Source organism: Streptococcus sp. FSL R7-0248, from assembly GCF_037967965.1.
Classification (GTDB): Bacteria; Bacillota; Bacilli; order Lactobacillales; family Streptococcaceae; genus Streptococcus.
Genome location: NZ_CP150201.1, coordinates 661,920 through 687,994, shown reverse-complemented (window position 1 = coordinate 687,994; position 26,075 = coordinate 661,920). Strand labels below are relative to the sequence as shown.

Here is a 26,075-nt window from a genome sequence, read left to right as displayed (position 1 = left end):
TATGGACTTGTTTTGAAAGATTCATTATGGATTACCAACTTGTTGGCAAGGAAATCGGAATGTTAAGTTTAACCTTCATCTTGCTATTGGTCACAGAGGCTTGCTCAATTTCATAGCCGATTTCAGGAAGCTTGAGCTGAATTTGGTCATTAACCATTTGAACACCACTGCTGGACTGGGCAATGCTCTTCTTGAGGTAAGGCAGAACCAGTGATTTTGGAACTGGAAGGCGACCCAGGTGGGCACCTGCCAAGTCTAGTAAGATGACTTCCTTGTTAGTGCTGACCTTAAAATCAAGGCTAAATGTTGATCCGATAGGCCCAAGAGATACGGGAACCTTAGCTGTTAGATAGGAATCATTCAACTCTACGCTACTGTTTTGCAAGGTCTCGTCATTAGAATCAGCCATGCTTGCTTTTAGGATTTGACGAAACTGATTACTGTCAAGATTAATCTCAGTTGAAACTCCGCCTGATGAAAGGGACGCCCCACCAATACCAGCCTGGGCTAAATCAGCAAGGGATGTTTGTGTTGATACATTTTTTAATTGGTCCTGACTGTCGATCTTGTCCGGAATAAGTAGAGCCGCCACTGCAAAAAAGAGCACAATGACGAGGACAATGAGTCGTTTAAACCATTTCCACATAGGGATACCTCATTTCAATTTTTCACTTTTGACGTCTATTGTACTGTAATCAAGGGAAAAAAGCGAGTAAGAACTGGAAATTCTCTCATATTTTCTTAATGCAGGAGATATGGCTCCAGAACTTCAAAGACTTTTAAGTAAGCATTGGCATAAAGGTGGACGCCGTCATAGGTATGCTCTGCCTTCTGCTCTTTTCTATCATCAACCAAATCAGCATTACAATTAATGAAGTAGCAGCCATAGGTTTTAGCGATTTCCTCAAGAGCCTGGTTACAGCGGTCAAGATTTTCAGGAGTCCGCAGTTTCATCCACTGGATAGATGCCGGTGTCTGCCAAGGCAGATGAAGATTGGCTGGATAAAAAGCCATCAGGTAAATCTTGGTATTTGGCAATATAGCTAGTGTTTGCTCCAGAATTTGGCTGATATTTGCCGTCATATGTTGGAACCACTGATCTCCATAAGGCTCCTCGGTCATGTCATTGGTACCGATATTGATGAAAACCTTACTCGGTTGCAGATCCAAAAGTAGAGGATGGATATGCTGGAGAAATTCATCCGTATTCAAACCACTGATGCCCCGATTGTAGATGATATCGTCGATACCTCTACTCCTAGCGATTTCACAAATGGGAAAAAGCTCCATGAGTGAGGAGCCCGTAAAGAGTGTCTCCCCCTTGATAGCAACCTCATTTAGGCACTGATAGTTTTTAAGTTTGATATCTTTTAATTCATCCATGATAACTTTCTTCTATATAATTTTATCTAAATGAGGGAGAAGGCAAAGAGCAACCCTACAACCGTATTGGCCAAGGCGTGGATAAAGACACTTGGAAGAATGGAGCCATTTGCTTTCTTTTCATTGATAGCACCCAAAACGAAAGCTATGAGACTGATAAAGACCAAGATAACAAAAGCCTTTAGATAACCAATTATTTGGATAAACATAAGTGCATGGATGAGACCAAATAAGAGAGACTGAACCAGATTTGCTCCTAGAAATCCTAGTTTTCCTTGCATCCTTTTTAATAGAAAACCTCTAAAGAAGATTTCTTCAGGCAAGGCAGTCCCTAAGATAGCGTAGGCTAGAATAGCAGGAAGAGCTCCAATTCCCTTTCCAGAAAAATCTGCTGTGGCCGTTTTGCTAGAGTCGAACCAAGCTAAGACGATAATTGAAAAAAGAAGAAAAAGTAGGGAAAAACCAAAAATGGTCAGTAGTAATCGCCTCTTCTGCTGGGTTTGAACTTTCTTCAACCCAATCCAGTCAAAGAAACCGACCTTTTTCCTGCTCCAAATTAACCAAGTGATAAAAGGAATGACAGAGACTATGAGCAGTTCCATAATACCGCTCATCAGTTTAGACATAAATAGGGTCATAAGTTTGTCCTCCATTTCTAATCAAAAGACAGCTTCGTTCTTTTGAAAACGATTACCTTTACACCATGATTATACTACTTTTAGGGGAAGAAAAAGCCCATTTTCACCAATCTTGCCAGGTTTCTTTGGCACGAATCACACGGTTTTGCTCATAGTCAATATGGTAAACACGCCAGCCACCAATCCAATCGTCCTTCAGCTTGTACTCAACACTTCCTTTAAGGTCGTCACCCTTGCCCAAGAGCTTCTCCACTTCTTCTCTCGTCATGCCCTCAAGCTGATACTGACGGTGAAAACTCCACATGAGTTTGTGTCGCATGGGAGCTGGTGTATGAGCCCATTTTTCAGGCGTAAAGACTCGGTCACGAGGGACAATGATTGCAAAATGAACCAGACAAATGATTTCGATAATTAAGCACAAGGCTTTTAGCCTTTTTCGTCTGGTTTCTGGGGTAAGGTATGCCATAGGACTACCTTACTTTCTCTTGCTTCCAATGGTCGTCCAAAATCACTGTGTGCTCTTTTGAAAAGCGAATAAGGATGTCTCTGGCAACTTGTTGAGATACCCGCGCGACATTGGTCAAGTCTAGTCCTAGCTCAGGTGTGTCGTGTTCCAAGCGATACTTGTCATCCTCGTATTCAACAAAGATAAAGCTCCTTGACCTTTTATCGCCATAGGTGAGATAGAGACTATCGTAGGATGTTGGAAGTTGCACCAAGGCATCCCAGATATCACTGTCACTTGGTTCTGTGATCGTTACATAGTCCACCTGATCCGCTGTCGATATACGCATGACAAGGCCTTCTGCTGCTTTCTTTTTAGGTGCTAGCCACTTAAATAAATGCATCGTTTTACTCCTTTAGATGATGATTCCTTTTTGCTTGAGATTGTCCAGACATTCCTGTAAATAGGCGGCATCGTGCTCTGGGTAAATGATGTCTGGTAATGTCTCCACTTCAAGCTTATCGTAGGCTGGCATCTGCTTACCTCGATACTCCTTGTCTAACCACTCAGGGCTGACACGATAGCCACGTTCCGTCATTTCTTGCATAATAAGTTCATGGTATCTAAACAAGCGATATGGAGAATAGTCAAAAACATAGTTAACCGTCGCATGTTTGCGTTGCCACCCCTTGCCACGAAGGGCACAACATTCTCGGTGTTGTCCTAATAATTGCTGACGAGGTAGTTTTGCAATCAAGTCTTGATGCCACAGTCTCATTTGCAACCTCCATTAATCAGAGTTGACTCCTCCAGATAGCGATTTGGGTACTTGATGAGGAGCTCTTTGACGGATTCCACCAAACAATGCTGAGGAATTTTGCCTGCCGCATAGCTATCCAGTTGGGCCATAAACATTTCCTTTTCGCTGACAGTCGCCTTTTTCTTAAAATACCCCCAGATATGTTGGAAGGCATTGACGACCTGACCAGGATTTTCAGGAAGGTCAAGTGCTTGATCAATGTAGGCTTGAACCTGATCAAAACTAACCTCTTCATTCTTGAGATAGTTACGGATTTCCAAGTAAATCTTGTTCGAATGGCTGAGCACCAGGTACTTATTGGCTGCCCATAGTTGCTCGCACTGACGACGTAGATTAGTAGTTGTCATTAGGGACCTTCCTTCTTGCTTTTTATCAGTATAGCATAGTTTAAATAGGGATAATAGATTATGCCTTTGAGAATTCGAAAGAGTGATTTTCAAGCATTTTCAGAAAAAGTTTTTTGCTTGGTTTGTTTGTAAGCGTTTGCTATACTTAAGATATCAAAGAAAGGAGACAAGCCTATGACATTGTCCAAAAAACTCACACTTTCTCTTGCCTCTATGGCAGTTCTTGGTCTTTTAGCAGCCTGCTCAAACCAGAAAGTTCAAACACCTGAAAGCTCTTCTAGCACCCAACAAAGTTCAAGTAAGGTTTCATCTTCACAAAGCTCTGAAGCCTCTAAACAAACTGAAGGCCTAGATGGCACCTATAAAGGGACTGACGAAAATGATCGTATTACTCTTACCATCTCTGGAAATACTGGAACTTGGGAAGAGGACGAGGCAGATGGCGAGAAGGAAAGCAAGCCTGTAACAGTTAACTCTGACAATCAAAGTCTGACAATCGGTGACGACACCAAATACTATAAACTCGATGGTAATCAACTGACTATTGAAGATGACGACCATGATCCAAATGATACGGTTGTCTTGACTAAATAAGATGAAAAACCTTAGCCAAACCACTCTCTAGAATTTAGCTAAGTTTTTTTATGTTATACTATAGGCAGAAAGAAAACGGATACAAACAGGAGGTTGACGATGACTCAAAGAAGATTATGGGTGACGCTATTTGTTGTGTCGATTATTGTAACTCTTATTGGACTGGGATTTGCTGTCTATAACTATTATGTCTTTAATAAACCTTTCATGACGACTACTACAAAAGGGTTACTAGGTGCATTTTTCCTGTGTGCGACAATGGTTGCCATCAGCCTATCCAAATCAAATAAGAAGTAAAGATAAGAAAGAGGTATAAGTTTGTAGACTTATACCTCTTTTCATACAACATTACTTAATCTTGTGTTTGTTCATTTTTTCTTCAAAGATAGCTGTCATGATTTTACGTAGCTCTTGGCCTTCTTTTTCAGTCTTTAGATGATGAAGCCAAACGAGTCACCTCCTAAAAATGACACTATGTCATTATCTCAACAAATAGGAAAGAAAAGCTCCCACCGAAATTCAGTGAGAGGTTAAAGTCTATTTCTCTGATTTTCGTATAGCCACCAGCCAAGAAGCTACTAGGATTTCGAAAATAACTAGAAGGATAATCTGAGGAAGAGAGCTCTGAACCAGCATAAGGACAGCCAGACTATCAATTAGCATATGGGCAAGAATACAAGGAACAGCTCCTTTCGAGTACTCTTTGAGAGCTCCCAAAAGAAAGCTATTACCTAAAATCATCAGGTAAAAGATGAGATAGTTGGACGAGCCTGCTGTAATCCAAGGGAGTTGATAGATAGGGATATGCCAGAGGAACCAAACAATGGAAAGAACCATCATTTTAGTTATAAAGTGCTTACTAAAGTAAAGATGTTCTTGTAAAAACCAACGCCAACCGACTTCTTCCAGACCGCCATATAAAAAGGTCCAGGGGAGATATAGGAAGAAGGCCATGAGGGAGTTCCCAGTAAAGCGAACATTCATGAGCAAGATTGAGATCCCATAATAGATGACTGGAATGAAGATAGCTAAAATCCAGGATAGGTGACTTTCATTTTGAAGAAAGACCTTTTTGAAAAATTCACCCAAGGATTTGACTTCACTCAACACAAGAGAAAAGACAGCCGCCATAATCAGGGGAACACAGTTCATTAGGATAAACAGTAGTGAGGCACCCAGACTACTTCTGTCTGGGAAACACCATAGGATAACTTGCCCTACTATATATGTAGAAAAGAGGGCAGACAGTGCATACCAGATAGCGACTGATTGTTTTGAAATAAATTTGCTCATTTTTTCTCCGTAACGGGATGGTAAAATTGACAGTATCTCTTTTTTATGGAAGGTTGATTCGTAATTGTAGAAATAAACACATTGTCTTTAAAAATCTTATTTAATCTTGTGTTTGTTCATCTTTTCTTCAAAGATGTCTGTCATAATCTTGCGGAGCTCTTCTCCTTCTTTTTCAGGAAGGTCCCCTTGGCGCTTAGCCACTGCATAAAGTTCAGGATATTGCTTGGCTACACGCTCGACTGTCTTAGTCGTCGCATGCCCTCTGACAAAGAAAGGAATGCGTTTAATCCATTCTTGTGGTACGAGAGCGAGCAACTTCTTAGCCGCTTCCTTATCAGAAATCTCAGCTGTGCTCAAACCTTTTTCGATTTGCTTTTGTTCTTGTTCTGTAAAATCTTTTAATTCCATAACTTGCTCCTCTTTATCTTTATATAGTAAATTTTACACCCATGCATGAGAATATACAAGAGATGGGATGTTGTTAGCTGTGAACAATAATAGAATTAGGAAAATCATGATTTCTTTTTTCCAAAAATACCATACAAAAAAATCTGATGGATTTGCTCAACCTCCTTCTCTAAAATGTCACTATGGGCTAATTGATTTCCCATACCATTAAGAGCATCCATAACATTTAAAATAAGGTCTGTCGATAAGTCTTCAGCAATAACCCCCTCTTCTTTTCCGAGCTTAATATAAGCACGATAGATGTCACGTTTTTTTGCAGTGATTGCTTTCGCTAAGAGAGTTGAAAAAGTAGGTTCTTTCACCAATTTATCTTGAAAATATTCCGAGATTTGCTGACTCATTTTCTCCTGACATAGGGCAAAAGCATGGTCTAATTTTGTTTTAAAATCTAGATTGCTGTTTAAAATATCCTCAGCTTGTTGGGCTATTTCTTCAAACAAGTCATTAACACAGAGAGCTACCAAATTATCTTTACTCCCGAAATAATTGTAGATAGAAACAGGAGATACTTCTGCTGCCTCTGCAATAGATTTTATACTAGTTTCCTTAAAACCTTTGTCTTTAAACAAACGCAAAGCTGCTTGAACAATCGCTTGCTTCTTTTTCTCAGTCGTCTTTTGATATTGATTCATGTGAATACCTCTGTTATTATCAATTGTAGCATAAGTTTGAAATATATGAGTATATATTTCAATTTTCCTTGCTATTCTTACTAGCTTTCTCTATAATAAAGTTTGAATTTAAACCATCTATATTTCAAACTTTATTTTCAAAAATGGGAGGGAACATGCTCATTCAATATCTTATAAAGCAATCTATAAATCCGAGTGGTCTTGTTGGCCGAGTGATTACCAACATCTGGTCGTCCTACTTTAAGGAACTCAGCCTTTGGGCAACCAAACAAACCACTATCCCTAACAATAGTCGTATTTTAGAAGTCGGTTATGGCGGTGGTAGCACTATCAAAAACCTACTTGCTTTAGATAAAAATCTTGACATTCATGGCATTGATATTTCCAAGGAGTCTTATCAAACTGCTAAACGGATGCTTTTAAAGTCAATAGAAAATGATAGTGTCCAGCTGATGGTTGGAAATGTCGAAAACCTTCCCTACCAAAATCATTATTTTGATCTTGTCTTTGCCATTCAGACCCATATTTTCTGGAAAGATTTAAAACAAAGCTTTCAGGAAATCTATCGAGTCATGTCCAATCCTTCCACTCTGATTATTGCTTCCGAAAAAGAAAAAATTAAGTATCATATGACAGATTATGGAACAAGTTCTGAATTGAGTCAGTTATTAACAAGTATTGGCTTTTCAAAGATTGAAGAAAGGCAAAATCACAAATGGGTTTTGTATATTGTTATTAAAAGACATTAGGAAATTGATAGACAAATTCCCACTTGACTTAAGAAAAGCTCTCCCCCTTAGCAACACGAAAAGAGAAGACTAATTTTGTCTTCTCTTCATACTAGGTTGCGGAACATCAACAATTACTTTACTTTTATACCTCTAGTAAGCCCTATTCGTCCACAATTGCATCTTACAAATGGATAATTCTGTTAGAAAATAAGGAGATAAGGATCTTCAAGATAAGATATAACTTGTGCTAAAAATTCAGCTGCTGGAAGGCCATCGATGACTTGATGGTCGAAGCTCAGACTCAATGGAAGATAGTCTTTTTGAACAACCTCTCCCTCCTCATTAAATGCCAAAGCTTGTTGAGTTGCTCCTACTCCAAGAATTGCCACCTCTGGGGAGTTAAGGATTGGTGTGAAGTATTCTACACCTGGCCCCCCTAGGTTCGTAATTGAGAAAGTAGAACCACTATATAGGTCAGATGGAAGTGTACCTTTTCGAGCTTGATTAGCCAGAGTCTTAATGCTTTGACCAAGATCTGCTAAAGTCATACGGTCTGCGTCTCGAATCACAGGGACAACCAAACCATCATCCAAAGCTGTTGCCATGCCAATATGAATGCGTTCTTGAATCTGATGAATGCCGCCGCCATACCAAGCATTCAAAGCTGGAAAATCTCTCAAAGCTTTGGTTACTGCTTTAGTTAATAGAGTTGTGATACCTAGTTCACCATTTTCAAGTGGAGTATGGACCTTGGCCTTAAGTTCTTTACGGAATTTCAAAAGCTCAGTTAAATCAGCCTTACGATGGAGTGTCACTTGAGCAGAAGAATGAAGACTGTTCATCATACGTTCGGCAATAATCTTACGCATGCCTTGGAGTCCCTCACCGTATTGACCTGAGGTCATATCTTGTGGTAGAGGTTCAACGACCTTATCAACAACAAGACTTGGTTGGTAAGCTTCTACATCACGTCTTGTAATACGACCATTTCCACCTGTCCCTTTAATAAGGGAGATATCATAGCCTTTCTCAGCAGCCATCTTACGAGCCACCGGTGTAATAAAAATTCGTTCCCCACCAGTACGAGCTATAGGTGCTGTAGTAGATTTAGGACTAGACGGTGTTGAATCTTTAGCGACTTCAGTTGGAGCTTCCTCTTGTGCAGGAGCCTCTTGGGTTCCTACATCTTCTCCTTCCTGACCAACCCATCCAACGACTTCCTTACATTTAACTGTAACACCTTCACCATGCACAATGTCTAGAACAACCCCAGAAGCAGGGGATTCGACTTCACTAGTCAATTTTTCAGAACTAATTTCCAATAAAGGCTGACCACTTGTTACTGTATCACCAACTTGGACCAACCACTTTTGAATGAGTCCTTCAGTCATGGTTAGGCCGAGCTTGGGCATTAAAATTTCTGTTGCCATAAGTGCCCTCCTATCCTTTCAAGTCCTGAATCAATTCATCAGCTACTTTCAAAACCTTATCCGCATCAGGGATATAGGCTTGTTCTAAGTTTGTCGCAAATGGAACAGGAGTATTTGGAGCACAAACACATTTCACTGGTCCATCAAGATAATCAAAAGCTTTATCTGAAACGACAGATGCAATGTCAGTTGCAGTATTGTTATGTGGATTTGCCTCATCCACAATAATTAAACGACCAGTTTTCTTCACGGAATTTAACACTGTTTCTTCATCCCATGGAGCAACTGTACGAAGATCAATCACTTCTACAGAAATGTTGTCTTTTGCCAAGCGGTCGGCGACCTCATAGGCTACGTACAACATCTTACCAATTGTCACAATTGTTAAATCCTTACCTTCTCTACGAACGGCAGCCTTACCAATTGGTACAGTATAGTATTCTTCTGGCACTTCCCCTTTTAAGCCATAGAGGGTTTTGTCCTCAGAAAAAATAACAACATTATCATCCTCTATTGATGCTAGGAGTAATCCTTTGGCATCATAAGGGGTAGCAGGAACGACCACCTTAATACCAGGGATCGATCCAAATAAACCGTAATAGGATCCAGAGTGTTGCGCAGCAGCTGAAGCACCTGCCCCGTGCATAGTACGAACAACCATCGGAACTTTAGCTTTACCGCCAAACATGTAACGCATCTTAGATGCCTGTCCTAATAGGGCATCAAAACAGAATCCAATAAAATCATTAAACATCAACTCTGGTACAGGTCTTAGTCCCGTAAGCGCCATCCCCACCGAAGCTGATAAATAGCCGTGCTCAGAAATCGGAGTATCAATAACACGTTCCCTGCCATATTTCGGCATCAGTCCTCGTGTAATCCCCATGACACCGCCCCAGGCATCCTCGTTATTATTTTCTAAGTGTTCAACATTAACACCACCTGAGATATCCTCTCCTAGGAGAACAACTCGCTCGTCTCTTTCCATGGCTTGATCGAGCCCTTCATTGATGGCTTTCATAAATAATGTTTCTCTAGTCATTATGAATCCTCCTCAATCAGTCTGCAAATACGTCTTCGTAGAGAGCTTCTTCTTTTGGAATTGGGCTCTCTTGAGCAAAGTGGATTGCATCTTCAACATCTTTTTGTGATTGGGCAACAATCTCATCCAATTCATCTTGGCTAAGGATACCCTTTTCAGTTACCAGATCACGAAATACTTCCAAGGCATCCACATCTGCCCATTCTTTTTCAATTCCATCTGGTGCTTTGTATTTTTGCTCATCTCCTTCGAAATGGCCATGGTTACGATAAGTAATAGCTTCAATTAACGTTGGACCATCTCCACGACGCGCACGTTCAATGGCCTCCTTAGCCACTTGATAAACAGCAAATAAGTCCTTACCATTAACGCGAACTCCAGGCATATTGTAAGCTTGTGCACGTTCAGCAATTGTTGGAGAACCTGATGAATACCATTGTGGTGTTGATTCTGCAAAAAGGTTGTTTTCATTTACAAATACCACAGGTAGATTCCAAATAGAGGCCATGTTTAAGCACTCATGAAAATTACCTTCATTGGCAGCACCATCACCAAAGAAACATACAGCAACATCATCAGTCTTTAGATATTTGTTGCGCATAGCAGCACCCGTCGCAAGACCAAAGCCTCCGCCTACCATACCATTAGCACCAAGGATTCCTTTATCCAAGTCAGCGATATGCATAGAGCCACCCTTACCTTTACCAAGCCCAGTAGACTTACCAAAGATTTCAGCCATCATTTTTTTAAGGTCTCCACCTTTAGCCACACAGTGTCCATGTCCTCGATGTGTGCTAGTAATGTAGTCTTTATCAGTCAGGTTAGCACATACCCCAGTCGCAATAGCTTCCTCACCTGAGTAAAGGTGAACAAATCCTGGAATTTGACCGATTGAAAAGAAATGTCGTGCATTTTCTTCAAAATTTCGAATATCCCACATAGTCTTATACATGGATTTAGCCTCTTCTTTTGAAACATTTTCCACACCAAGATCATGGGCAGTTTGAACCTTAACTTCTTCCTTGGTTAAGGTTTGTCCCTGATGTTTTTCTTTCATTAGGGCTTGTGGCAATTCTTGATAATGTGTCATATTGTTTCCTCCTTCTATAGAGAGCTTTATAAAAAACAAATATTATTGACAGATATATAGATTGAAAAATGAGAATGGCTGTGCTAAACCTATCCATCGACCTTAGGACCTTAAAATCAGTCTTGCAACTTCCTGAACCAACTCAGAAATTGTTGGATGTGCAAAAATTGTCTTATCAAGCTGATCAAGTGTTCCTTCAGCATCTTTCAAGACAATCAAGGATTGTAGAATATCAGTTGCATGTGGACCAACGATAACGGCACCTAATAGTAGGTGATAGCGTTTTTCGGAGACAATTTTAACAAAACCTTTTGCTGAATTAGACGCAATGGCTCGACCATTATAAACATAAGGAAGTTGACCAACTGATATATCATATCCTTGTTGTACAGCCTCCTCTTCTGACAAGCCAAAGGAAGCAATCTCTGGTGTTGTAAAGAGCGACCGTGGAACACTTGAATTATCAACCGGTTCCTCAGCCTGACGACAAATGGCTCGAACAGCTTTGATTCCCTCGCTACTAGCAACATGAGCTAACATATATCCAGGAATCAAATCCCCAATCGCATAAACACCTGATTGAGATGACTCGTAATAACTATCTACCTTAATAAAGCCTTTTTCGGTCAGCTCCAAGCCCATCATTTGGGCTAACTCAATATTTGGCTTACGCCCTGTTGCTACAAGTAAGTTATCATAAGAGTAGGACTTCCCATCTGCTAAAATTACAGCATTTTCTTTAACCCTATCTATGCTAACTCCCTCCAGAATGGTAATTCCAAGTTGTTCCATCTTTTCTCTAATAATGGAACGTGCTTCATCATCTTCAGTTGCTAAAATTGTTGGTGCAACCTCTATCACTGTCACATCCACACCAAGTGGAGCCATGGCAAAAGCTAACTCAACGGAAATAATACCTCCACCAATGATAAGCAAACGTTGAGGAAGTTCCTTTAAGTTGAAAAAGTTATCTGTTGTCAAGTAGTCAACATCGTTAATACCAGGAATAGGAGGAATAAATGGATGACTCCCCGTCGCCAAAATAACAGACTTACCTGAGACTCTTTCACCATTAACTTGGAAGGTTTTATCAGAAATATAAGCTGCCTCACCTTCAATATAGGTGATCCCTAATTGTTTAAAACTTGATTGAATACCAGACTGTAGTGTTGCTACGACTTGATCTTTGCGAGCAACAAGTTTTTGAAAATCAAGATTATCATTTAAAACTGTCACTCCATACTGAGAGGCTTCTTTAGCAGCTAATAGCCAATGGGCATGTTCAAGATAGGCTTTGGATGGGATACAGCCAACGTTCAAACAGGTGCCACCTATGGAGTTTTTCTCAATGACAGTTACCTTTTTACCTAAACGGGCAGCTTCTTCAGCAGCAACATAACCACCAGGACCTGCCCCTATAATGAGAATATCACATTGACTCAAAACAATACTCCTTTCTAGAATGGAAGTCGGCTGTTAGCCGAACCACTTCAAGTAGGACAAAAACTCGGAGATGTTTTTGAAAGCGTTTTCTATACTTTGATTATAAAACTAATACTTATGAAAATCAAGTAATTCACTGAAAATGTGATGTTTAGGTAGTGAAAATATTCACAAGTAATGCAAGCGTTTACCATTCCCTATTCGGGATGACGTCAGCACTTATACTTTGCTGATTTTTATAGACACTAGATAAATACAAATCTCCCCGATCATTAAATAATTCTTCAAAATGTTATAAAAAACACTCTAGCGTCTATAGCTTGGATAAAACTATAGAAATTAGAGTGCTTTTACTATTAGAAAGAATATGTATATGGAGTTAAAAAGGAATTTGAATTAATCTAAAGAAAGTTGATTTTTCAACTGAATAATATTATAAGAATATCGATTTGTAGTTATTTGAAAGTAATCTTATAAGTGAGTAATTAGGAGTAGAATATGACAACTCTATTTTTTGTAGAGTAGCTTTTGTAGCTTTTATGTGAAAAATCAATTGACTATTTAATTATTTATCGTCCTTTTTAATCATATTTTTCACACCTTCGATAGCTCCTTCAACAGCATCTTTGGCATCTTCGGCAACTTCTTTCACTTTTGAGACTGCTTTTTCCGCAGCACCTTCTTTTTCTGTTTTTTTATCACCAGTTAATTTTCCGACACCTTCTTTAAATGCGCCTTTAGCTTGGTTGAGTTTTTCTTCTACTGACATAATATTATCCTCCTTTGGACATAAAGATTTTTAAATATGAACGCTCTTAAACAATACATTCAAATTTTTGAGTATAAAAAGATAAGTTAAATTATAGCTTTTGTGTTGAAGTCGAGTCATAAACAGCTTGAACACCCTCACTAACGTTATCTTTATTTGCTGATAAACCATTAGCTAGTCCATGTTTACCACTTTTTTAATTTATCGGCACTAAGTTTGCTAGTTGATTGGAGTCTTCCTGTCGAAATATTGAAAATTATTCTTTTTTCCCTAAGAAAAATGATACTACTGCAACAACAATAACTGCCCCTAAAATTGACGGAACTAAGGCCATTCCAGCTAGTCTAGGTCCCCAAGAACCGAAGAGTGACTGTCCAACAGATGAACCAATTAAACCTGCAAAGATATTGGCAATTATTCCCATGGAACCTCCCTTTTTAGTGATTCCACCAGCAATAAAACCTATAAAGCCTCCGACAATAATAGCCCAAAGCATAATGTCTCCCCCTTTCTAAATTGAGGAAAGTTAGATTGTTTGGAAAATCAAACCATCTAAAGAGTTACATTTTAGCTAAAACATTTTTTATATTAATCTTAACAATCATAAGATTAATGTTAGTATATACCTGTTAATAACAGTATAAGTTAATCAAATTGATAAGTCAATGAAAATGTTTGCGCTTACACAAAAATAGACATGAAAACCATCATTGGCCTTTGCAATCGGTTGCATAGTTTTACAATTTCGCTTATCTCATTTTTTTATTAAAAATCTACACATACTTCTACTGTTATTAGGACTTCCTCTAAATGGATTGATTTATGAATAAAAAGTTTGATTAAACTGCTACATTCATATGATTGATTAGCATTTTAGCCACAAAAGAAAATATCCCTAAGACGTTCGAGTGACGAAAGTAAAAATAAAATGTATAATTGAGACATGTAAACCCTTACACGTTTTTCTTTAAATAGTAAGTATCTAACAAAATAGTATAAATAATAAACCAAACACTGCATCACTTTCAGTAGGAATTTAAAATTAATATGGAGTAGTGAACTGATTACAAATTGAAAGTAGAATATAAAACACGCCCACGTAAAGAAGTTACAATAATAATAACCAATGATTTAGATACGTCGTCAAAGAGTGAGCTTAAAAAGTTGTTCCCTCAAGATATTCCTTCCTTTCAGAAGAGGTCAAACAGTATTGAGTAACTTCTTAAAAAGTTGACTATAGTAACAAAGAGGGAGTACTGTTATGGAAAAAGTTTTGAAGGATGGTAAACTTTATTCTCTAATAGAATTTAGGGACAAAATCTATGAGGATTTAGATTTATCAAAAAGTGACTTAACCACTTTATTGTGTGCGATATTGATTGCATCTATTGGTTTGAATATGAATTCTATTCCAACAATCATAGGGGCAATGTTGATTTCTCCATTGATGACACCTATCCTTGGAGTAGGTTTTGCGTTAGCAATATTAGATACAAAACTTCTCAAAAAATCGTTTAAAGTTCTTTTTATTCAAGTTGCAGTAAGCCTTTTAGCTTCTACACTTTATTTTTTACTTTCGCCCATTTCTTACGCAAGTACGGAAATTATTGCTAGAACTTCGCCCACAATTTGGGACGTTGTAATAGCATTCGTCGGTGGATTAGCCGGCATTATTGGAGCACGAAAGAAAGAAGCTAATAACATTGTTCCTGGTGTCGCCATTGCAACTGCTCTTATGCCACCCGTTTGTACCGTGGGGTATTCTATTGCCACAGGAAATCTTGAGTATATGATAGGGGCGTCATATTTGTTCTCCATTAACTGCAGTTTTATTATGATTGCTACATATATTGGCACTAATGTGATGATGGTTAATAATCCTTATGTTAAACATAATCGTAAAGCCTCTAAAATGCGAAAAATATTAATTCTAGTCTCGCTTGTTCTTATTATTCCAAGTTTAGCTTCTGCAACTACCTTAGTTAGAGATACGCTAATCAATGAGTCTATCAATAATTATCTATCTGATCAATTTGAAAACCATACTATTTTGAAAAAGAAATATAGTAAAGAAAACAATACACTAAAGCTAACCATTTCAGGTAAATATCTTTCAGAAGCTGAGTTACAAAGTATCATTAACAAACAAAATGAATATGGTTTGAAAAATATCTCGATTCAGGTTTCACAATTAACAAATGATAGATTAACTGAAAAAGAATTAGTCGACTACATCATTCAATATAAAAACGATGATGATCTTCAACAAATAGAAAAGGATAAGTAAAAAGAATCCCCAAATAACAACAAGTAATGTGAGATATTAATTTGATAAGCATAAGAAACCGTTGAAAAGTATTGTCACTAGTAGTCCATAGGAGAAAATATCAATGAAAAAAGTAATGATAATTATTAATCCAACTTCTGGAGGAGAAACAGCATTAGATTATAAAGAGAGCTTGGAGAATAAGGCTAAAGAGTATTTTGATTATGTTGAAACTAAGATTACGCAAAAAGCCAAAGATGCAACTCAATTTGCTGAAAAAGCCTCTAAAGAAAAATATGATGCAGTAATTGTTTTTGGTGGAGACGGTACTGTAAATGAGGTTATTTCAGGGATTGCTGAAAAAAATCACATTCCAAAACTTGGGATTATTCCTGGTGGAACTGGTAATTTAATCACTAAGCTATTAGAAATCAACCAAAATATTGATCAAGCGATTGAAGAACTTGATTTCAATTTTACTAAAACCATTGATGTTGGAAAAGCTAATCAAAATTATTTTGGCTATATTTTTAGTGTTGGATCTTTACCAGAAGCTATTCATAACGTTGATATTGAAGATAAAACAAAGTACGGTATCTTTGCATATGCAATCAATACGATGAGGTCCGTTATGGAAGACGATGTATTTAATGTTCGTATTGAAAGCGAAAATGGCAATTATGAAGGTGAAGCTAGTCAGGTCTTAGTTCTTCTATCTAATTACTATGCAGACAAAAAACTATTTGATGAAAATACAGATGGATATGGAAATATCTTGATTTTAAAAGATGCATCCATCATTTCTAAATTATCGACTATCCCAGATTTGTTAAAAGGGGATCTAGTAGGTAACGATAATATCGAATATATCAAAGCGCGTAATATTAGGATTTCTTCAGAGGTTGAGTTAGAGTCAGATGTTGATGGAGACAAATCGGATAATCTTCCAGTAGATATAAAAATACTAGGAAATCATATCGAAGTATTCTCAGGCACCAAAGTATAGTTTTTTCCCTTCTACTTCTCCAACAAAAAAGTTCTAAATGATATAAGTTACTGCATCAGCAACAATAATAGTCTTGTCCTTTTTGAAGTTAGGATATAAGTCAAAGGTAAGTCAATTACTTTTAATATATGGAGTTAAGGCGTTTTTTGATTCATGTCTAAAAACTTTTCGGAAGCATCAACTGTGATCGTAGTTTTCGAGCATAACAAAAAGTAGTGAAGAGATTCCATCGTCGGAATCTTCTTCACTACTTTTCTTCTCTCTTTCCTACTCAATCACCAATAGCAGCATTTCAGAGTTTCCACTCTTCAATCAACCAATCCGAAAGAGCATCATATCTTTCTTGGAGATGGTCATGATGACCGTAGGAGTCAAATGCTGAATAAGTGGACAAGCACTGTTTTTTGATGCATCCATGTACTTCTTTGGCAAAGCTAGGAGCCCTGACCAGTCTATTCTTATGATTAGCCCCTTCGGTCAAACCGTTACGTAAATAGACCGAGCAAGACTTATTAAGAAGCTGATGGGATTGGCAGTAATCTACAAAATCTGGATACCAAAAGGATCCACAAATGGAAAAGATAAAAGGCATCTTATCACTGCCATAAAGACTGGAAATAGCAGCCAGTCCACCCAGCGAGTAGCCTCCGTAAGCCATACGACTGTCATCCAATCGAAACTCCTCTTGGATGCTATTTAAAATATGGCCAAATAGATGGTCATGATAGCTAGCTAGCTTGCCACCAAAATCAGGACTTCCAGGTCTCAAAGCCTGAGCATACCAAGGTGTAAAATCATCTAAGCGATTCTTGGGCTCAAGGCCTATCAGGATAACAGAATTCGCTAGTTTTCCCAGATAATCCAGTTGTCCATCGTTCAGAAAAACAACTGGATAAGTCTTAGTAGCATCATAAGACTCAGGAAGGGCAATCGTCACTCGAATGCCATGGCAGACAAAGTCTTTATTTATTAACAAAGTCATTAACCTTCTCAAGAGAATCAATCACAGATGGACCGTAATCCATAAGCTCATCATAAGAAATAGTCATGATTTTCTTGTTTTTAACGGCTGGTACATTTTCAAGAACAGCGTTCTTTTCCATCTTGTCTGTAGCATCCTTGTCCATGGCCTTATTACGGTCACTAGTTACATAGATAATCAATTCTGGTTCCATAGACACGAGATTTTCCAGAGTCAAATCTGATGTTCCTGTCGCAACATTGGTATAGCCAAGCTGATTAAGCATACTTTCTTGAAGGGCAGATTTGTAAGTTCCAAAGGTCTCATCGTTGTAGGCACACATGATCAGAGCCTTCTTCAAGTCTTTGTCAGAAGACTTGTTTTTCTTTTTAACGGCGTCGATACGCTTTTGGAGTTGTCCTGCATACTTGTCTGCCTTGTCTTGAACGTTGAAAATGTCACCAATATTTTTAACATCTTCGATGATATTATTCAAATCTTGTTTGGTTGTTGAAACAGAAGCTTTTTGCGTATAGACGGGAATGTCGTTGCTGTTCCACGTGCTGATGGTTCCCATTGATTTGTCTGAGAACATCATGTTACGACCAATAAGGGCATCAGGTCCGTAAGCCAAGATGGCTTCTTGAGAGATGGTCTTCTTATCACCGACATGTGGGATTGAGGCAATGTCTTCCTTATATTTATCGGTTACTTCATTGTCAGGGTTAAGCATACCGACAATCTTGTCTTTTAAACCAAGCTCAATCAAGATTTCCGTTGATGAAAGGTTGTTTGTGATAACCTTTTCTGGTGCCTTTTTGAAGACTTGATCTAGCTCAGTTCCTTGATCGTCATAAGTTTTAACGGTCAAAGGATACTGGGTTTCTGAGTTAGTCTTTTTCACCGTTTCTTTTGCTGCTGATGACGATGATGTGCTGTTTTTATATGTAGAACTGCATGCTGTCAATGTGAGGACTGCTGCAGCGATTAATGCGATACCAAAAGTTTTCTTGTTCATAAGGCCTTCCTTTCCTAGGCTTATAAATACTGAATCATTGCCTGCTGGTCATCCGTCCAGGTAATACGACTCTGAACATCATAAACCGCCTGCAAGGATTGTGGGGTTACGGCATCCCTTGGGACACCTTGGGCAACAATCTCACCCCCTTTCATTAAGTAAATATAATCTGAGAAACGACAGGCCAATTGAATATCGTGGAGAACTGCGAGAACATTAATGCCGAGTTCCTTGACCAAGGCCAACATCTCCAACTGATACTTAATATCCAAATGGTTGGTAGGCTCATCCAATAAAAGGAGTTTGGGTTTCTGAGCCAAAGCACGCGCTAGGATAACTCTTTGTTTTTCGCCACCTGATAAGGACGAATAATAGCGTGTCTTCTTTTCAGACATGCCAACCTTGTCTAGGGCATCCTGGACGAGCAAGTGGTCCCGCTCCGATTCTTTTTGTAGAAAGGAAAGATGGGGCGTTCGGCCAAGCATGACAATTTCTTCCACCGTGCAATCAAATTGAAGGGTGTTAAACTGTGTCACAACGGCCATTTCTTTTGCAGTTTCCTTTAGGCTTACCTGATCTAGGCTTTTTCCATCAAGTAAAATCTGACCGCTATCTGGTTTCAACTGGCGATAAATGGTTTTTAGCAAGGTTGATTTCCCACTCCCATTTGGTCCTAGTATGGTCTGGAATTGTCCGCCTTCGACCTTTAGGGAGACTCCATTTAGGATTTTTTTCTCTCCAATCGAATAATGAATATCCTTACACTTTACATCCATAAGTCTAAACCACCTTCCTGCGATTTTTAGTCACAATATAAATAAAGAAAGGTGCGCCAACCAAGGCTGTAAAGATACCGATAGGTAACTCCGCATTTTTGACGAGGATTCTAGCCAAAACATCTGCCCAAACCACAAATAAGGAACCTAAGAGAGTTGCCACTGGAAAAAGCTTACGATAATTAGTCCCGACTAAACTTCTGGCAATATGAGGGGTAATCAAGCCCACAAAGCCAATAATACCACAACTAGCAACCAAGACTGCCGTTATGATCGCAACGATGGCGATATAAAGATACCAATAGAGTTTAAGTGGGATTCCTAAAGTCAAAGCTGCTTCATCTCCCATCATCATGGCATTGAAGACACGATACTGAGTTGAGAAAAAGAGAAAGGCCAAACCAACCACTACTGCTGGAAGCATCAAATCTGACCAAGATGTTCCTGTCAATGAACCCATGGTCCAAAACTTAATGGTCATAACACTGTCCGCTGTCGCTCCAATAGAGATTATAAAATTGGCAAAGGCAATAAAGAGGGCATTAACAACTGTTCCAGATAAAATCAAGCCAGATGTGGTTACTCTCCCCTGCATAGAGGCAATCATTAGGACAAGAACCGTCGCTAGGATAGCCCCCACAAAGGCACCCAAGCCTACCACAGCTTTAAGGCCTAAAATGATGGCCAAGGTTGCTCCAAAAGTTGCTCCTGCCGAGATTCCTAATATATAGGGCTCAGCAATAGGATTATTAACGGTTGACTGCATGACACTCCCAGACATGGAAAGGCCTGCACCGACTACTAGCCCTAGGATAACCCTAGGAACTCGCATATTCCAGATAATAGCTTCAAGTGGTTTGGCTATGCTTTGACTGGCAATCGGAAATCCCAATTTTCTGAGGATGACACCATAGGTATCACCTATATCTATAGTGACCGCTCCTAAGGACACTGCAACAAAAACTGACGTTACTACTAAAAATAGAAGCAAACAGAGCAGGCTTAGGTAGCGGGAAAAAACAAGGTGTTTTGTTTTTTTAAAAGGCATTAGCACCTCCTTTCCACCTGTAATGTCAGAAAATTTTGACAATACATTTTCTAGTATAACATGCCTCAAAAAGAAGGGCAAGGTCATTTGAGTATTACATAGAAAAAAGAGCAGTCACTTAACTACTCTTAGGATTTAACCTTCTCCAAACTGCTACTAGCAATTCTCATGGCAAGAAGAATTATCAACACCTTAATCACAAGTGATAGCCATACGCTCTCAGTTGATGACAGTTGCGATAAAGCATTGATCAACGCATGTGTCATCACACAAAGCCAAAGGCTTCTGGTCTTTGTATAAATAGCGGATAAGATGAAACAATTGCTTAATAAGCCTAGCAAAAATGGTAGCAAATGAACCGTGGCCATAGACCCATCAATATAAAAATAGAGTAAATGCCATAGTGACCAGGCTACAAAGGTACACAGCGTAGACACTAGATAGGTCAACTTTTCTTGCAAAGTAGGCTGGAAAAAATGGCGCCAACCAATTTCTTCGATTCCACCAAAGACGAGGGCTTTTACAAATAAAATTATGGGGAAATACCAAGTTGGAATAATCATTTCCCCACTAAAGACCTGTGGTAAAAAATCCAAACCTATAAAAATGAGGACTAAGAGATAGTTAAGAGGAGCTTGTTTGACTTGGAAAAAATCTCTGACAAGCTGTTTAAAACTGGAGTGATGATAGCGGATACTAATAATTGCTCCCCAAATGGCTGATGACAAGCCACCTAACATAAGGGTAAAGAGGCCAATTGGAGTCCCATAATCAACCCTAACTCCTCCTGCTCTTAGCAGCCAAACAAGGAGACTGACCAGTAAGATTTGTCCAAGGGTCCCTGCTAGATAAAGCAACAAGGCTTGTTTTCTTTTCATATCTTGCTTCCTTTTTCTTCCCTATTAAAACTTCCGCTTCACGATAACCTAGTCCATATCCACCCATTTGTCATTGTCCATGATAAAGGGTTTGGCTAGACCTGGTCCGGTATAGTCCTTGTACTTAGTTGTCAGATACTTGTAGCAATCTTTTTTGCTGGCAAATTTAATAGCTTGGTAGGGCTCTTCAAAGGTCAACTTTTCAACAAATAAGTAGCCATCCGTCGTAGGCACCAAGACTCCGACGTGACCGACAAAAAGGGAATCACCATCCAAATTATCGTGGACAACAACCGACAGCATGCGTGCCTTGTCATCAAAGGTGAACTGCTTATAGTAATCCTCCATATGCTTGGCGTGAACCTTGACATCTTGGGTAGCTTCAGTCTTGACCCTTGAAAAAAGAATGTCAAAGTTTGCCTGGTCCTTGGCATTAAAGAGCTTGCCCTTGTCAATGGCGTCCTTGTCTTGGAAAAGGAGCTCAGTATCACTTTTGACTTGAGGAATCTTGATTTTGCCTTTCAGTAGCGTGTAGGTGTTGATACGGCAGTTGGTACCGATAAAGTCACCATGCTTGGCTGTCCACAGGCTACTGATTTTTTCCACATCATAGTCTGTTTTGGTAAATGGCGCAAAACTCCCAGAAAGACCAACAGAACCCACAGTGTCATTGTAATCAGTGACGAGATTGATAAAGTTATCCACACTCTCCTCGTCCAAATGTTTCGAGAGAATGGAACGCACCTCATTAAGACTGGCCTTGCTATTAAGGTTGGAGTAGCTTGGTTTTTCCTCCTTTTTGTGGATATGTGCAAAAACTGCTAAACCGACAAGTAGCAGGCTAGAGATAGATAAAAGAATTAGCGTCTGTTTTTTCAAAGTTTTCATAGGCGCCTCCTTGGCTTCATTATACCAGATTTTGACAGCTACTTATTCTCAGAATACTTTTCCACAAGAAAAAGCCTTGTTGCTAAGGCTTTAGATTGAGGACAAAAGCTTTTACTATTCTCCAAAACCTTTACTTGTCATTCACAATATTGGCAAAGGCTTCTTGGATGTCCTTATTATTGGTAGGGTACATATAATACATGTTTTCAGGATTCCCCTGTTTTTGCATGGAAACTAGGACCACTGGTTGACCTTTATGGATGGTGAAATGATAGAGAATCATGGCGGAACCTGAATACCCGTAGCTGTCTACAATGATATAGTCGGCTGTCCCTGTACCATCGTCAGAAAAGGCAACGTCTACCTTTTGTTGGTTGGTCATTGGGGCATTTTGTTCAGTCTTTTCACCTACAATAATGCGGTTATTTTTAGCAAAAGACATGGCACCAAAGAAATCATCATTTCCGTTAGGTGTTAGCCTTCTATAACTTTCTTGATTCATCTTGTGCCCAAACTCCACCATGTAACTTGCGAGCTTGGCAGCCTTGTCACTATCCCAAAGGTCTGCCGTATTGGTTGGGCTAGTCTGGCTGGACTGGCTCTTGCTTTTCACTCTGTAATAAGACGTGTAAACCACCCCTGGCCCAGCAGACTCTGGAATTTGAACCAAACGATCTGTGTCTTTGACAGAATTGTCCGGAGACGGTGCTGCTTGATTGGCTGGCACAGGCACAAAAGGATTGACCCCATGCCCTGGACCATTGTCCGCAAAATAAAACATAGGCTGACCGTTGAAATCTTTAACGACAGTCTTGCCATCAGTACTTCCTGTCTCTTCAGACTTTGTGAGCCCTGACTTGGTAATGGTCACAACATGACCACCGTCAGAAACCCAGTCACCTTCGATGCTTGAAAAATCACCATTTCGAATAGCATCCACATCCATGGCAGGCATTTTAGCTTCTGATGAGGCATTCTGACTTTGAGAACTAGAGTTTGAAGACGGCTCAGAAGCTCTGGAACTCGATTGCTTGGACTTGTCTGAGCCAGACTTTTGACCTGTCTGACTGCTTGACGAAGATACCGCAAGGGATGACGTTTGTTGAGCTTGTGAATGAAGGGAATGCCAAGCAAAAATGGCACCACCACCAAGAAGCGTCATACAAGAAACTGCAAGAACTGACGCTGCGACCTTATGAGTCACAACATACTGACTTAAGGTTTGCCAAAAGCTCTTCTTAGATGCTAACAATAAGCTCTCTACTTCTGCTCGATTAGCCAAGAGACTACCATTTTGTATCGCCTCGTCGACCTCTGTCATCTTTGGGCGACGTCCATAAATCTTTATAAAATAGGTTAACCATTCTTCTGCTTTCATCTCATCTCCTTTTTGAAGCGTAATAGTTTCATTGTAGCATAAATTAGGGATTCTAGTTGACTTGTAGAAAAGAAAAAACTGCAAGCCAGTAGCCGCAGTTAGTGTATAAACTTGGTTCTTATTTCTGAGTATTGCCAAGTTTTTTAAGATAAGTATAGCCCAGATAGAAAAAGAAAAGCGCTAAAAGAATAAAGAACCCCATGACGAGTTTGGTCCCACCTAATTGATAGGCAATGTAAACAAAAGTATTAACCTTGATCTGACCACCCGTTTTTTCCAATAGCGAAAGGCTCTGTGAGTAATAGTGACCAAGCCAAATAGCTCCTAGCCCTAATAACGGATAAATAATGACACCCAAGATAGGGTTCTTTTAAAAAAATTATCTAACATACATCCCCCAATTTTTTTAATGCTATAGTAATAGCTTACCAAAGAATGACTAGAAAAGCAAAGTGCCTCCCATTGCACAAAAATCAAAAGGAACCGGGCCAAGAAGCTGGTTCCATTGTAAATCTAAAAGACGACACGTGTTCCATGAACTTGCTCAAGACCAAGTATGGCAAGAAATTGGTCACGATTAGCCACGGAGATACCACCTCCTGCTAAAATATCCAACTGACCGTCTGCTAGCTGAACCAATTCTGCATAACGTTTCAAGCGTAAGTCTAGAGCAGTCTCAGGAGTTCCAGCACGGGTGAGAAGACGCGTCACACCGTGGTCCTTAAGCCACTGAATAGCACTAGACTGAGCTGCTTTAGGGATTTGGTCAAAGGCCATATGCATGGTGACCTCTAGGTCTCGACTAGCATCTAACAAGGTCTTTAGAGCTTCTGTATCGAGTTGGTTTTCTGAAGTCAAAGCACCTAGTGCAAAGCCGTCAACACCCAATTCACGCGCACACTTGATATCTTCTAGCATGATAGCTAATTCCTGCTGGCTATAGACAAAGTCGCCCCCTCGTGGACGAATCATCACAATCACCTTAGCCTGATAATCCTTGGCCAACCCAACAGCCGCCTTTATGACACCATAAGAAGGTGTCGTGCCTCCAACAGCCAGATTATCACACAACTCCACGCGTTGAGCACCGGCTTGAAAAGCTTTTTCTAAGTAAGTCACATTCTCTGCACAAAATTCATATATTGGCATACTGAACCTCCAATTAGTTGTAGTAGCAAGGGGATTATTTCTTCTTTTGTGGAAAAAGCGGGAGACCAAGTTTGGCAATCTTTTCAGCTGGGGTCTTCATGCCATCCTTGACCCATTTGGAAATCACTGAGACAATAGCTGAGCTCCAAAAGGAATTGAGGTAGCTACCGGCACCATTTGATGAGCTACCATTTCGTTTTTCCAAAAAATCATAAACTGCCTTGGTCAATACCTGCTCAAAATTATAATCAATGGCAAGACTGATGATTTTGGCTTCTTTTTTGACTTCCTTAAGGAGATAAACCCAGACTTGGTAAAGATCCGTCTTGAGATTATAGCTGTCCAAGGACTTAGTAATCTTTGTAATGCAAGACTCAAAAATAGATTTTAAAATCTCTTCCTTAGAACCATAATTGCGATAAAAGGCAGCACGAGATACACCCGCACGCTCAACCAGTTCCGATATGGTAATCTTTTTAAAGTCTTTTTTCTCCAACAATTGCAGGAGAGAAATTTCGATGGATTCTCGTGTAATTGCCTTGTTTTCTTGGTTAAATCGTTTGAGATTTTCCAAGGATTTCTCTGAGATTTTTCTTTCTGCCATAACATTCACTTTCTATCTGTCACACCTGATGAGATCTACTATGATAGCAATGCACTTCATGATAAAATTGTAAAAGAAGACAAAACACTTGTCAATGTACATTATGCAGATATGAGGTATAAACCTATGAAATGGAAAATTATTGCGGATTCAGGCTGTGACTACCGTTCTTTAGACAATCTGGCACCAGATACGGAGTTTGTCAGTGTTCCTTTGACTATCCAAGTGAGCGAAACCATTTACAGGGATGATGCCCAACTCAATATTGATCAAATGATGGAGAAAATGTATGCAACTACGACTGCTTCTAAGTCTGCCTGTCCGAGTCCTGATGATTATATGAAATCCTTTGAAGGAACGGACAATATAGTCGTCGTGACGATCACTGGAACCCTTTCTGGTAGCTACAATAGTGCTGAAATCGCTAAGAAAATTTATCTGGAAGAGCATCCTGATACTAAGATTCACGTGATTGATAGCCTGTCAGCTGGTGGCGAGGTCGACCTTATCGTTCGTAAACTCAATCACTTAGTCGCTGAAGGCCTTGATTTTGACCAAGTCGTTGATGGCATCACAGCTTATCAAGCCAAGACTAAGTTGCTCTTTGTTTTAGCCAAAGTTGATAATTTGGTGAAGAATGGTCGTCTAAGTAAACTAGTTGGCACCGTTGTTGGACTCCTCAATATCCGTATGGTCGGTGAAGCTAGTAAGACAGGTACTCTTGAATTGCTTCAAAAAGCCAGAGGTCAAAAGAAAGCCATCAAAGCTGCCTTTGATGAACTCCTCAAGGCTGGTTATGCTGGAGGCCACATTACGATTGCCCACCGCAACAATGAAAAATTTATCGAGCAATTCTCTGAATTGGTTCGTGAAAAATTTGCCCAAGCAAGCATCGAAGTCCTTCCTACTTCTGGACTCTGTAGCTTTTATGCTGAAGAAGGCGGACTCCTTATGGGGTATGAAATTTAAGACGACATT

32 protein-coding genes are annotated in these 26,075 nt (G+C 39.5%); 6 read left to right on the top strand and 26 right to left on the bottom strand.

What is annotated here, in order from left to right:
• Window positions 1–31 precede the first annotated feature (31 nt).
• The 7 genes from NYE32_RS03455 to NYE32_RS03425 all read right to left on the bottom strand — a co-directional run bounded on the left by NYE32_RS03455 (window position 32) and on the right by NYE32_RS03425 (window position 3,633).
• Complete coding sequence (locus tag NYE32_RS03455; protein WP_339157080.1) at window positions 32–646, bottom strand: DUF2140 domain-containing protein; 615 nt, start codon at window positions 644–646, stop codon at window positions 32–34.
• 95 nt (window positions 647–741) lie between these two features.
• Window positions 742–1,383, bottom strand: coding sequence for a GDSL-type esterase/lipase family protein (locus NYE32_RS03450; RefSeq protein WP_073689491.1), 642 nt, complete (start codon window positions 1,381–1,383; stop codon window positions 742–744).
• 26 nt (window positions 1,384–1,409) lie between these two features.
• Window positions 1,410–2,021: a CPBP family intramembrane glutamic endopeptidase gene (locus tag NYE32_RS03445; RefSeq protein WP_339157079.1), complete on the bottom strand. Its 612-nt coding sequence runs from the start codon at window positions 2,019–2,021 to the stop codon at window positions 1,410–1,412.
• A gap of 103 nt (window positions 2,022–2,124) precedes the next feature.
• Window positions 2,125–2,487 carry a hypothetical protein gene (locus NYE32_RS03440; RefSeq protein ID WP_339157078.1) on the bottom strand — a complete coding sequence of 121 codons (363 nt, stop codon included), beginning with the start codon at window positions 2,485–2,487 and terminating at the stop codon, window positions 2,125–2,127.
• 4 nt (window positions 2,488–2,491) lie between these two features.
• Complete coding sequence (locus NYE32_RS03435; RefSeq protein ID WP_339157077.1) at window positions 2,492–2,869, bottom strand: hypothetical protein; 378 nt, start codon at window positions 2,867–2,869, stop codon at window positions 2,492–2,494.
• 12 nt (window positions 2,870–2,881) lie between these two features.
• A complete protein-coding gene (locus NYE32_RS03430; protein ID WP_339157076.1) occupies window positions 2,882–3,244 on the bottom strand; it encodes a TIGR02328 family protein in 363 nt (120 codons plus the stop codon).
• Complete coding sequence (locus NYE32_RS03425; RefSeq protein WP_339157075.1) at window positions 3,241–3,633, bottom strand: YbgA family protein; 393 nt, start codon at window positions 3,631–3,633, stop codon at window positions 3,241–3,243. Before NYE32_RS03425 ends, NYE32_RS03430 begins: the two co-directional genes overlap by 4 nt.
• A gap of 174 nt (window positions 3,634–3,807) precedes the next feature.
• On the opposite strand from NYE32_RS03425, the gene NYE32_RS03420 reads away from it, so the two are divergent.
• Both NYE32_RS03420 and NYE32_RS03415 read left to right on the top strand, forming a co-directional pair.
• Window positions 3,808–4,227 carry an SP_0198 family lipoprotein gene (locus tag NYE32_RS03420; RefSeq protein WP_339157074.1) on the top strand — a complete coding sequence of 140 codons (420 nt, stop codon included), beginning with the start codon at window positions 3,808–3,810 and terminating at the stop codon, window positions 4,225–4,227.
• Between the two features lie 99 nt (window positions 4,228–4,326).
• Window positions 4,327–4,524 (top strand): bacteriocin immunity protein, encoded by a 198-nt coding sequence (locus NYE32_RS03415; RefSeq protein WP_339157073.1) that lies wholly within the window; start codon window positions 4,327–4,329, stop codon window positions 4,522–4,524.
• Window positions 4,525–4,764: 240 nt separating this feature from the next.
• On the opposite strand, the gene NYE32_RS03410 is transcribed toward NYE32_RS03415, so the two are convergent.
• From NYE32_RS03410 to NYE32_RS03400, 3 genes are all read right to left on the bottom strand, one after another.
• Window positions 4,765–5,520 carry a CPBP family intramembrane glutamic endopeptidase gene (locus tag NYE32_RS03410; RefSeq protein ID WP_339157072.1) on the bottom strand — a complete coding sequence of 252 codons (756 nt, stop codon included), beginning with the start codon at window positions 5,518–5,520 and terminating at the stop codon, window positions 4,765–4,767.
• Window positions 5,521–5,616: 96 nt separating this feature from the next.
• The gene (locus NYE32_RS03405; RefSeq protein WP_002890543.1) at window positions 5,617–5,928 is read right to left on the bottom strand and encodes a hypothetical protein; all 312 of its coding nucleotides are present in this window, start codon (window positions 5,926–5,928) and stop codon (window positions 5,617–5,619) included.
• A gap of 104 nt (window positions 5,929–6,032) precedes the next feature.
• A complete protein-coding gene (locus NYE32_RS03400; protein ID WP_339157071.1) occupies window positions 6,033–6,620 on the bottom strand; it encodes a TetR/AcrR family transcriptional regulator in 588 nt (195 codons plus the stop codon).
• A gap of 155 nt (window positions 6,621–6,775) precedes the next feature.
• On the opposite strand from NYE32_RS03400, the gene NYE32_RS03395 reads away from it, so the two are divergent.
• Window positions 6,776–7,369: a class I SAM-dependent methyltransferase gene (locus NYE32_RS03395; RefSeq protein ID WP_339157070.1), complete on the top strand. Its 594-nt coding sequence runs from the start codon at window positions 6,776–6,778 to the stop codon at window positions 7,367–7,369.
• A 182-nt stretch (window positions 7,370–7,551) separates the two neighbouring features.
• On the opposite strand, the gene NYE32_RS03390 is transcribed toward NYE32_RS03395, so the two are convergent.
• From NYE32_RS03390 to NYE32_RS03365, 6 genes are all read right to left on the bottom strand, one after another.
• Window positions 7,552–8,781 (bottom strand): dihydrolipoamide acetyltransferase family protein, encoded by a 1,230-nt coding sequence (locus tag NYE32_RS03390; protein ID WP_339157069.1) that lies wholly within the window; start codon window positions 8,779–8,781, stop codon window positions 7,552–7,554.
• A 10-nt stretch (window positions 8,782–8,791) separates the two neighbouring features.
• Window positions 8,792–9,823 carry an alpha-ketoacid dehydrogenase subunit beta gene (locus tag NYE32_RS03385; RefSeq protein ID WP_002890539.1) on the bottom strand — a complete coding sequence of 344 codons (1,032 nt, stop codon included), beginning with the start codon at window positions 9,821–9,823 and terminating at the stop codon, window positions 8,792–8,794.
• Window positions 9,824–9,839: 16 nt separating this feature from the next.
• A complete protein-coding gene (locus NYE32_RS03380; RefSeq protein WP_014634179.1) occupies window positions 9,840–10,913 on the bottom strand; it encodes a thiamine pyrophosphate-dependent dehydrogenase E1 component subunit alpha in 1,074 nt (357 codons plus the stop codon).
• Between the two features lie 102 nt (window positions 10,914–11,015).
• Complete coding sequence (gene lpdA, locus NYE32_RS03375; protein ID WP_070574857.1) at window positions 11,016–12,356, bottom strand: dihydrolipoyl dehydrogenase; 1,341 nt, start codon at window positions 12,354–12,356, stop codon at window positions 11,016–11,018.
• 565 nt (window positions 12,357–12,921) lie between these two features.
• A complete protein-coding gene (locus NYE32_RS03370) occupies window positions 12,922–13,125 on the bottom strand; it encodes a CsbD family protein (RefSeq protein ID WP_002886207.1) in 204 nt (67 codons plus the stop codon).
• Between the two features lie 256 nt (window positions 13,126–13,381).
• Window positions 13,382–13,621, bottom strand: a complete 240-nt coding sequence (locus NYE32_RS03365; protein WP_002890536.1) for a GlsB/YeaQ/YmgE family stress response membrane protein — start codon at window positions 13,619–13,621, stop codon at window positions 13,382–13,384.
• Window positions 13,622–14,386: 765 nt separating this feature from the next.
• Between NYE32_RS03365 and NYE32_RS03360 the strand changes: the two genes are divergently transcribed.
• Together NYE32_RS03360 and NYE32_RS03355 are read left to right on the top strand one after the other, a co-directional pair.
• Window positions 14,387–15,412 carry a DUF389 domain-containing protein gene (locus tag NYE32_RS03360; RefSeq protein WP_002890534.1) on the top strand — a complete coding sequence of 342 codons (1,026 nt, stop codon included), beginning with the start codon at window positions 14,387–14,389 and terminating at the stop codon, window positions 15,410–15,412.
• A 103-nt stretch (window positions 15,413–15,515) separates the two neighbouring features.
• Window positions 15,516–16,397 carry a diacylglycerol kinase family protein gene (locus NYE32_RS03355; protein WP_156685483.1) on the top strand — a complete coding sequence of 294 codons (882 nt, stop codon included), beginning with the start codon at window positions 15,516–15,518 and terminating at the stop codon, window positions 16,395–16,397.
• Between the two features lie 292 nt (window positions 16,398–16,689).
• On the opposite strand, the gene NYE32_RS03350 is transcribed toward NYE32_RS03355, so the two are convergent.
• The 10 genes from NYE32_RS03350 to NYE32_RS03305 form a co-directional block, all read right to left on the bottom strand.
• Window positions 16,690–17,379, bottom strand: a complete 690-nt coding sequence (locus NYE32_RS03350) for an alpha/beta hydrolase-fold protein (protein WP_070439307.1) — start codon at window positions 17,377–17,379, stop codon at window positions 16,690–16,692.
• On the bottom strand, window positions 17,360–18,376 hold the full coding sequence (locus NYE32_RS03345) for an ABC transporter substrate-binding protein (RefSeq protein WP_070439304.1): 1,017 nt from the start codon (window positions 18,374–18,376) through the stop codon (window positions 17,360–17,362). The genes NYE32_RS03350 and NYE32_RS03345 overlap by 20 nt, the downstream gene beginning before the upstream one ends.
• A gap of 20 nt (window positions 18,377–18,396) precedes the next feature.
• A complete protein-coding gene (locus NYE32_RS03340) occupies window positions 18,397–19,152 on the bottom strand; it encodes an ABC transporter ATP-binding protein (RefSeq protein ID WP_070439303.1) in 756 nt (251 codons plus the stop codon).
• 4 nt (window positions 19,153–19,156) lie between these two features.
• Entirely contained in the window at window positions 19,157–20,200 is a 1,044-nt protein-coding gene (locus NYE32_RS03335; protein WP_156685482.1) for an iron ABC transporter permease, read from the bottom strand.
• A gap of 128 nt (window positions 20,201–20,328) precedes the next feature.
• Window positions 20,329–21,078, bottom strand: coding sequence for a CPBP family intramembrane glutamic endopeptidase (locus NYE32_RS03330; protein WP_070439297.1), 750 nt, complete (start codon window positions 21,076–21,078; stop codon window positions 20,329–20,331).
• A 48-nt stretch (window positions 21,079–21,126) separates the two neighbouring features.
• Window positions 21,127–21,966: a DUF4300 family protein gene (locus tag NYE32_RS03325; protein ID WP_048790553.1), complete on the bottom strand. Its 840-nt coding sequence runs from the start codon at window positions 21,964–21,966 to the stop codon at window positions 21,127–21,129.
• Window positions 21,967–22,096: 130 nt separating this feature from the next.
• Window positions 22,097–23,344: a DUF4767 domain-containing protein gene (locus NYE32_RS03320; protein WP_048790552.1), complete on the bottom strand. Its 1,248-nt coding sequence runs from the start codon at window positions 23,342–23,344 to the stop codon at window positions 22,097–22,099.
• A 118-nt stretch (window positions 23,345–23,462) separates the two neighbouring features.
• The gene (locus tag NYE32_RS03315) at window positions 23,463–23,702 is read right to left on the bottom strand and encodes a hypothetical protein (protein ID WP_339157068.1); all 240 of its coding nucleotides are present in this window, start codon (window positions 23,700–23,702) and stop codon (window positions 23,463–23,465) included.
• A 155-nt stretch (window positions 23,703–23,857) separates the two neighbouring features.
• Complete coding sequence (locus NYE32_RS03310) at window positions 23,858–24,493, bottom strand: copper homeostasis protein CutC (protein ID WP_003094690.1); 636 nt, start codon at window positions 24,491–24,493, stop codon at window positions 23,858–23,860.
• Between the two features lie 34 nt (window positions 24,494–24,527).
• Window positions 24,528–25,097 carry a TetR/AcrR family transcriptional regulator gene (locus NYE32_RS03305; protein WP_048790550.1) on the bottom strand — a complete coding sequence of 190 codons (570 nt, stop codon included), beginning with the start codon at window positions 25,095–25,097 and terminating at the stop codon, window positions 24,528–24,530.
• A gap of 126 nt (window positions 25,098–25,223) precedes the next feature.
• On the opposite strand from NYE32_RS03305, the gene NYE32_RS03300 reads away from it, so the two are divergent.
• On the top strand, window positions 25,224–26,066 hold the full coding sequence (locus tag NYE32_RS03300; protein ID WP_048790549.1) for a DegV family protein: 843 nt from the start codon (window positions 25,224–25,226) through the stop codon (window positions 26,064–26,066).
• The last annotated feature ends 9 nt before the right edge of the window (window positions 26,067–26,075 follow it).